The organism is Mesorhizobium sp. M1217, assembly GCF_040318275.1.
In the GTDB taxonomy this organism is placed as follows: Bacteria; Pseudomonadota; Alphaproteobacteria; order Rhizobiales; family Rhizobiaceae; genus Mesorhizobium.
Map to the genome: position 1 here is coordinate 1 of NZ_JAMYMA010000043.1, position 7214 is coordinate 7214.

Consider the following 7214-nt stretch of genomic DNA (forward strand, 5'->3'; position numbering starts at 1 on the left):
GTCCTCGCGACCTTCATGCCGAAAACGACCGCCGTAATATGGATGCCAGCGGTAATGAAACTCCACCATCTGCCCGACATGGGCAGAATGACCCTGCGATGGCTCTCGGAAGAAAGTCCTGGCTGTTCTGCGGTTCCGATCGCGGCGGACAGCGCGCTGCCGTTCTCTACAGCCTGATCGTCAGCGCCAAGTTGAATGACGTCGACCCTCAGGCCTGGCTCGCCCACGTCCTCGCCCAACTGCCCGCCTATCCGGCCCATCGGATCGATGATTTGCTGCCTTGGAATTGGAGATGCGCAAAACTGCGGACCCAACCAGCGGCGGCCTGATCATGCAGCGCAATAAGGTGCATCACGTCTACACCGTCGAACGTGTCGCCAGGGACCTCGGCGTCAGCGAAGCGCTCATCCAGGACCTGACCCTCGGTCTCGAGCCCGAGGACGGCGTCGTCTGGGTGTACGGCGCCAAGGATGACCACGGAATCTTGGCCTTCACCGATCAAGGCATCGAGGAGGTCAAACTCCTCCTCGAAGAATATCATCGCGTCTCCCCATCGAAAGCTTGACCCCGGCACCGCGGTGCTCAGGTGCTCATGGCCGCCGGATACGCACGTCTGCGGTCTTTACCGGATGGGTACTGCGGTCACTCTTTGTCGACCTTCTCAAGTTCCTCCAGCAAATACCTTTGCTCAGCCCGCAGTTCCCGTTCTACAGGCAGATATAGCAGGTTGCGAAGGTAATTACGGATTACCTCTGACTATTGAAATGCGCAGGACGGCGCGCTTCCGTTGCGATGCCACAGCGGCTGAAGTTGGCTGACAGCTACTCGCGACCGTCAAAAGCCACGCAGAGGCCCAAGGCAGTTGCTGCCTCGACGATTGCCTCGGTTAGTTCTTCGTCGGAGGCCACCAAATAAGGCGCAGTCTCCCGAGCTTCGCGTAGTGCCGCTTTGATCGAGACCGTGTCGCGACGGTCCGCCCTGTTGAGGAGTACAGTAATTGCTTGTTCTAGAAACGGACCGACCCTTCGCGCGACGCTCATCCAGCCCTCCCCAGGGACACGCCGAAGGGCACTCTACTCCCAACCTGAGCCGCATCAAGACCATGTACGAATTGTACAAATTGGTACGGCGCTGGGCCGCGACAGTCAGGAGTATTTGCTAGAGTTTCTGATCGGATAATCGGCTCGCGCGAAGCCCCCTAGAGCGCGCCTCGATTCGCCTTTCGTCCCCTGGTGCTTTCGGTCTGCCGTAGATTGGAAGGTTGAACCAGTGGAGAGCCATGAGGGCTATTCGCGAACGTCGAACGCGACGAACATGCCAAAGGCTGGAGCAATATCGACAATAAGCTCCACCAACTCGCACTCACTTTCCACCAGATGTGGCCCGTCTCGTCGCACCGCGGCGATAGTCTTTTTGACGGAGATGATGATGATTTGGCCGCGCCGGGCCTGTAAAATCAGCTCTTCAACAAGCTCATTGGCAGTCACTTTGATGGGTCGGCAGTTCATCCGAACGTTCATCCGAGGCCTCCACCTCAGCGATAACCCACGGGGACATTCATGATCCTTTGTCGGGAAAAATCAAGAAGAATGTTTGGTAGAAATTTCTGAGCCGGAATCAGAGAAACAAGCACGGAGCGAGCCTCTGTACTCTTTCGCTTTGACGCTCAGCCGGCCCGCTAAGGACCTTCTTCCGTCGACCCCTGTTTCGCCTGGTCAATAGCCGCAAGTAATGACTGTAACGTTGGCGGCAGTTCTGGTTCGACCTCCAGATTTAAGAACGTTTGTACGTGATGACGATAGCCTTCGGAACGGATCAGTTTCCGAAACGCTTTGGAGACAGACTGATGGTCTGCTTTGTTGCTGGTTGTCATGTACGGGAAGTCCGTCCCAATGAGCCGCAACTCGCTCGCGACGAATGGGTTCCATCAGGAGGTCAGAATATTTGGTAGAAATTTTTGAGCGGGAGATCGGATAACTGGCTTGCGCGAAGACGCCCCGCGCCCCTTCGTTTGCCGCAGCATTAATCCTCGCTCTTTGAACTGAGGATTCGTGTCGATCTAGCGTCGGTGTTGCACATCGTGAATGTTGGAATGCTTCTGTCAATGTTTGCTCACGCTGTGATGCACAGGGCAGGCTCTTGCGGCAGGGTGCCGCAAGGTCGCGACGAATGAAACGCCGGCCCAGTTCAACCCGCGCGACGTCCTTCAAAGCTGGGGGGATCGATCTTCATCAAGCGGTCTGCGGCCTCGACCGCAGTTCGTATCCTGCTGCACAGCGCGAGATTTTCGGCCAGCATTTCTTCAGTGCGTTGAAGCGCGAACTCGGTCCGGTGGATGCGCTGCCTGGCATTGGCAACTTCCGATGTCAAAAGATCGGCCGCCATACCGTGGCCGTGGGGTTCCAGAGTGTCCATCGGTTTCTAATACATGGGGGGCGATATCGTTCCCTGATGTCGGGCGAAACGGCGTGCCGCAGAAAGGCGCGATGGGCCGAATGACCAATGCGCTCCCTGTCAAAACAGCGTCAGCAGGCGAACGGCTTCGGCCGCTCTACATCCCACGGGCAGAGGCGATCACGGTCCATAGGGCCATTGATCTGTTCAGGTACGACTATAACGTAAGCGAAGACACACTCAGGCGGCTGGTGATCAAGCACCGTCTTCACAACCAGACAATGCCCGGTGCTCCGTGGAGAATAAGCGCTCCCGGTTTGGCTATGGCGCTCGCCGGCGATGATGACGCGGTTGAGGCAGGACGATCGCGAGCACGATCGTTTGAGCCGGCTCCTTCAGTATCCGCGGGGCACGCATGCCTTCGGTCGCAATTTATGGCGACAGCGGCATGGGTAAAGCCATGATCATGAAGAAGTTCAGGGACGAACACCCGCCAAGCTTCAATCCGGCGACCGGCACTTTGATAACACCGGTTCTCGCCATGGAGATGACCAGCCGGCCCGGAGAACGGCGGTTCTACGCCGAACTGCTTACCCTGCTCGGAGTACCGCAACGGCGGCGCGCCGACATTGCCCAAATGGAGCAAGCCGCACTGCGGATCATGGAGGCGATTGGCGTGCAGGTCCTGGTCATCGACGAGGTGGACAATATCCTCGCCGGACCGTCTGCAGATCTCGCCCGTCTGCTTCGGCGTCAACGAGGCGCGCGAGGCGATCAGCGGCGACGTCCAGCTGGCGCGCCGGTTCGAGCAGTTCACCTTGAGCCGATGGGCAGCAAACGAACAGTTCGAAAACCTCGTAGCAGCTTCAGATTACTCCGCGTTAGCGTTCGCCAAGGTATCGACGGCAGGCGCAAGGAGCTTTGCCAGCTTCGCCAGCGTCGACCGGGAACAGTTGGTCGCCTCCCTCCACGATGGTGTTCCACCGTCGATCAGACTGTGCTCGCTCCTCGCCCCGAGGACGGACCGTGATCTGCGATTGCAGCAGACGCTGGAGCCGGGACGGAAAAGCCCGCCGCCCGAACTGCGCGGCGGGCTTTTGGTGCAATAATCAACCCACTGTAGACCGTCTGGCCACAACTAGCTCAGGATAACCACGATCTTGTAGGTATTCGGGTCGACGATGACGATCCGGCCGTCGGCGAGCACGAAATACTCGTAACTTTCGTAAGCCGGAACGATCTTGACGATGCGCGCCGGCAGACGATGCAAGCGGACCTTCTTCCGCGGAACCTCGATGCCGACGGAGATATCGAAATCGACGCTGGAAACGGGTTGGACGTTCGTCTCCTTGATGACCTGCGTGATCTCTGTCTTCTGTTCAACGGTCACATTGCTGATGGAAGCGGTCGAACTCTGGTCTTGCGTCTGCGTCGAGGCATTGCCCTGAGTCTGCTCGGTGGTCGTGGTCCCAGTCTTGCCCTGAGCCTGCTCCTCGGTCTTCATTTTCGTGTTGCCTTGGGCCTGCTCGGTAGTGTTGGTTCCGGCCTTGCCTTGGGCCTGTTCGTCGGTCTTCATTTTGGTGCTGCCCGTGGCCTGCTGGTCAGTCGTAGCGCCGGCCTTGCCTTGGGCTTGCTCGTCAGTCTTCATCTTCGTGTTGCCCGTGGCCTGCTGGTCAGTCGTAGCGCCGGCCTTGCCTTGGGCTTGCTCATCGGTCTTCAGCTTCTTGTTGCCTTGCGCCTGTTGATCAGTTGCAGCGCCGGCCTTGCCCTGAGCCTGCTCGCCGGTCTTCAGCTTCGGTTTGCCCTGCGCCTGTTGATCAGTGGTGGCGCCGGCCTTGCCCTGAGCCTGCTCGTCCATCTTGGCGCCGTTCTGGCAATTGGCAGTGCCGGCTGCACAATTGGCGCCGGACTGGTCGTCGGTCGACTGCTGCGTCTGGGCAAGTGCGGCCCCGCAGCTGACGCTGATTGCTAGCATGCTGGTGATCAGAACGCCTTTCATGAGAGATCTCCTTGGAAAACGCGTCCCTTCACCGCGTAAAACTGCGGCTAAAAAACTTTGTTCCAAACCAATGGAGCGAAACGGCAAGCGATCCGCGTGGCGGAACAAGCTCCACCTGATGACGTTACCGCCCTATAGCAACCCCGCTGCGAACAGCATAATCAGGATCCATGAGGTATCGATGAGGTATCGATTGAGGATTTCCCATTGCTAGTCTCCATTACGCGTTGGGCCAATCAACCCCTTCACTCGCAAGCCACCACCAGCGTCGGTGTCGAGGTTACCCTACTTCTGGAACCCGTCCTATCGGATGCGCGGCCGGGCTAGCTGAACAGCGCGCTCAGCCGTTGTCGGCCGGCCTATTGGCGAAAGCAGCTCTTCGTGCATCATCGCCCGCGGAAATCATCAGTGCTTCAGGGTACAAGCCCTCATTTTCAACATGGTCCGTCAGGAACTCGCATTCGCTCACTCAGGATCGCGCAAAACGGCGACGTCGACCGACTGGCATGACACGGCGGGCCGGTGCAGCCGGATAACATATCGATCCGAGTTGGCTGCTCCCTTGGTTTCTTGGGCTAGGTCAGATGGCAAGAAATGACCTGTTGCGCCTGACATTCAGTACCCGAAACCGTGCCTTTGTGATGCCGATCATGTCGCGCTGGCGCAACAAAGGCCTGCGGGCGGTCCGAAATTGTCAAATGACGACTGGTCAACAAGACTCAATCCGTCACCTTCCGGCCGCTGCGCCGCCTGCGCTCAGGGGCCGGGCCTCGCAATGTACCTTCCGGGCAGGGGTCAATGCATCTCATTGCAAACAGAAGGCGGCCGCTGATGCGTGCGAAGTGCACGACGTCGGCGGCCCTGGTCCTGGTCGGCGCCGCAATTGGTCCCGCATTTGCAACGGAGTACGTCGTCGGCAACGAATCTGAGCTGCGCTCGGCGCTGGCCGGCCAAGCCGATGGCGACAGGATCACCTTGACCAGCGACATCAGGCTGACTGCGGCGGCGGCAACCTGCCGCATGTGCACAGCAACGACACCATTTTGGGCGACGGGCATACGTTGTCTGACGGCGGCTATCGCGGGCTGTTCGTCACGTCAGGCACCGTCCGCGTTGAGGATTTGAAGATCACCGATGCGCTGGTCCAAGACGGCAACACACCTGACGGTCTGCCGAAAGTGTCGGGCTGCTGGCCGACGCACAAGCTTGGCGGTGTTCGACGGTTCTAGTCCCGCTTTGGGACAATCGGATTGGCGTCTGAATTGCCTCTTAAGACTCACCAGAGTGTAGCTACAGCGCTTGCGAAGGAGATGGAGAACGGGTTTAGCTGTTTTGGAGGAGTCAGCCAGACGGCCGAGTTCAACTCCTTTGCACTGGTGGAACGAGAATATCTCTCGATAGTTGTGGGAATGGGTTGCGGAATGTGAAATGTATAGGTTGCTCCGAAGAGCTACTCTGAAGCTGAAACACGATACCGGCATCTTTATGCCTGTAGTCTGGCTGCTTGGAGTTTACGTGCTGGCCGCAATCGTGCTGTTTTTCCTGCGGTTGATCAACGTGTTCTAGGATTCGCCCGCAAACGAAGAAAAAGCCCGCCGCACCCTTCGCGGTGGGCTCCGGTCCGATACACCGTGGCGGGGCCGCCGCCTATCGTCCCAGTGGTAGCTTGGAGGCCGAACCAAGTTCTTCCTCGTCCTGTATCCCGGCCATCTAGTTCGATGATCCGGGACGCGAGCGCCTCACGTTGATACTCAGATTGCGCATCGACCAAGCGTTCGAATACGCGGCCCAGCAGCGCCATCTCGGATGGCCTGAAAACACCAGCATCTTCGGTTTTTTTCGATGTATCGGCGTGACAAACCCCCTTCGCCACAGGACTTTGTTCGTGCAGAATACCATACACCAAATCGCCGCCGCCGGTCCCTGAAACCGCAGGCACGGAAAACGACAAACCTTCCAGAGGGTTTTGGCTGCCAGTGGGCAGCGGAGGCCCGTTGTGTGCGGCCGCTGGCGCTCCGCATTGAGCTTCGTGCCTCACCGCACCACCAAAGCCACAAGGAACGCGACGGCCTCTCCGCTCGTTGATTGCTGCTCGAATTTTTTGGTTATCAACAAGCAGGTAGCCGAAGGCGGAGCACAGCGTAACGTCCAGCCGATCGAGCATTGAGGTGCTTCGGTTGAGATCGATCCGAATTGACAGAGGGCGCCGAGCGACTCTTAGGGCATCTTCTTCATTATGCGAGCTTCGCGCAGCAACGACGGGCGATCGTACCCGATCATATTGATGAGGTCTCGCGCCTGGTTCTCCGAGATGCCGGTCTCTTTGGCCAGGTAACGGGCTGCGGATGTGTCCCGCTCAGTACGCGGGCACGGTCGTCGTTGTCGTCGAACATGATGATGAGTTGTCCCTTCTCACGTTCGCCTCAATCCTTGAAATGGAGAGTTGTTCCGCAGCGCACGCAAAAAGTTTGATCCAGATGTTCCTCGACCAGCACGTCAGCAGCATTACCACCAGCTGTAGGTCATGCCGGGATTGTCAGTCCTGACCGGAACCGGAAGAGAGAACCACCGCCTATCCTTCGCGCTATTCGCGAACATCGAAAAGGACGAATAGCCCGATCGCGGTTGCGGTGAAGACAGTCATCTCCACCAGTTCGCAATCGGTCTCGTTGAGGTAGGGGCCAAGTTCGCAGCTACTCCATTGGGCATGGGGTTCGGACTGGCCCGCTTCCTGGCCATCGGACGCGGCGACATACGGCGACATATTGAAGTGCCGCGCATGGCATACTGCGACCGCTGCATGTCGTTCCTGGCAAGTAAG

Annotated in this window: 8 protein-coding genes and 3 pseudogenes; 5 read left to right on the forward strand and 6 right to left on the reverse strand. The window is 58.3% G+C overall.

What is annotated here, in order from left to right; all coding sequences use genetic code 11:
* Positions 1 to 98 precede the first annotated feature (98 nt).
* Together NKH37_RS33680 and NKH37_RS33685 are read left to right on the forward strand one after the other, a co-directional pair.
* Positions 99 to 329, forward strand: a pseudogene (locus NKH37_RS33680) (transposase domain-containing protein); the annotation flags it as partial.
* The gene (locus NKH37_RS33685) at positions 293 to 565 is read left to right on the forward strand and encodes a hypothetical protein (protein WP_353042535.1); all 273 of its coding nucleotides are present in this window, start codon (positions 293 to 295) and stop codon (positions 563 to 565) included. The pseudogene NKH37_RS33680 and the gene NKH37_RS33685, both read left to right, overlap by 37 nt.
* A gap of 721 nt (positions 566 to 1286) precedes the next feature.
* Here the strand turns inward: NKH37_RS33685 and NKH37_RS33690 are convergent.
* The 3 genes from NKH37_RS33690 to NKH37_RS33700 form a co-directional block, all read right to left on the reverse strand.
* Complete coding sequence (locus NKH37_RS33690) at positions 1287 to 1520, reverse strand: hypothetical protein (RefSeq protein ID WP_353042537.1); 234 nt, start codon at positions 1518 to 1520, stop codon at positions 1287 to 1289.
* Between the two features lie 158 nt (positions 1521 to 1678).
* A complete protein-coding gene (locus NKH37_RS33695) occupies positions 1679 to 1873 on the reverse strand; it encodes a hypothetical protein (protein ID WP_352595304.1) in 195 nt (64 codons plus the stop codon).
* Between the two features lie 314 nt (positions 1874 to 2187).
* On the reverse strand, positions 2188 to 2415 hold the full coding sequence (locus NKH37_RS33700) for a hypothetical protein (RefSeq protein WP_352816096.1): 228 nt from the start codon (positions 2413 to 2415) through the stop codon (positions 2188 to 2190).
* A gap of 354 nt (positions 2416 to 2769) precedes the next feature.
* On the opposite strand from NKH37_RS33700, the pseudogene NKH37_RS33705 reads away from it, so the two are divergent.
* A pseudogene (locus NKH37_RS33705) lies at positions 2770 to 3260 on the forward strand (TniB family NTP-binding protein); the annotation flags it as partial.
* A 272-nt stretch (positions 3261 to 3532) separates the two neighbouring features.
* Here the strand turns inward: NKH37_RS33705 and NKH37_RS33710 are convergent.
* Positions 3533 to 4393, reverse strand: coding sequence for a DUF1236 domain-containing protein (locus tag NKH37_RS33710; RefSeq protein WP_353042545.1), 861 nt, complete (start codon positions 4391 to 4393; stop codon positions 3533 to 3535).
* A 1043-nt stretch (positions 4394 to 5436) separates the two neighbouring features.
* On the opposite strand from NKH37_RS33710, the gene NKH37_RS33715 reads away from it, so the two are divergent.
* Both NKH37_RS33715 and NKH37_RS33720 read left to right on the forward strand, forming a co-directional pair.
* Complete coding sequence (locus tag NKH37_RS33715; RefSeq protein WP_353042539.1) at positions 5437 to 5622, forward strand: hypothetical protein; 186 nt, start codon at positions 5437 to 5439, stop codon at positions 5620 to 5622.
* A 199-nt stretch (positions 5623 to 5821) separates the two neighbouring features.
* Complete coding sequence (locus NKH37_RS33720) at positions 5822 to 5959, forward strand: hypothetical protein (RefSeq protein WP_353042541.1); 138 nt, start codon at positions 5822 to 5824, stop codon at positions 5957 to 5959.
* Here the strand turns inward: NKH37_RS33720 and NKH37_RS33725 are convergent.
* Positions 5946 to 6557 (reverse strand): hypothetical protein, encoded by a 612-nt coding sequence (locus tag NKH37_RS33725; RefSeq protein WP_353042543.1) that lies wholly within the window; start codon positions 6555 to 6557, stop codon positions 5946 to 5948. The two genes, NKH37_RS33720 and NKH37_RS33725, sit on opposite strands and share 14 nt — an antisense overlap.
* Positions 6558 to 6977: 420 nt before the next feature.
* Positions 6978 to 7214: pseudogene (locus tag NKH37_RS33730) on the reverse strand (hypothetical protein); the annotation flags it as partial.

Coding starts and splice junctions, on each gene's coding strand:
- NKH37_RS33685 (WP_353042535.1), top strand. CDS start 293: ATGCGCAAAACTGCGGACCCAACCAGCGGCGGCCTGATCATGCAGCGC.
- NKH37_RS33690 (WP_353042537.1), bottom strand. CDS start 1,520: ATGAACGTTCGGATGAACTGCCGACCCATCAAAGTGACTGCCAATGAG.
- NKH37_RS33695 (WP_352595304.1), bottom strand. CDS start 1,873: ATGACAACCAGCAACAAAGCAGACCATCAGTCTGTCTCCAAAGCGTTT.
- NKH37_RS33700 (WP_352816096.1), bottom strand. CDS start 2,415: ATGGACACTCTGGAACCCCACGGCCACGGTATGGCGGCCGATCTTTTG.
- NKH37_RS33710 (WP_353042545.1), bottom strand. CDS start 4,393: ATGAAAGGCGTTCTGATCACCAGCATGCTAGCAATCAGCGTCAGCTGC.
- NKH37_RS33720 (WP_353042541.1), top strand. CDS start 5,822: ATGTATAGGTTGCTCCGAAGAGCTACTCTGAAGCTGAAACACGATACC.
- NKH37_RS33725 (WP_353042543.1), bottom strand. CDS start 6,557: ATGCTCGATCGGCTGGACGTTACGCTGTGCTCCGCCTTCGGCTACCTG.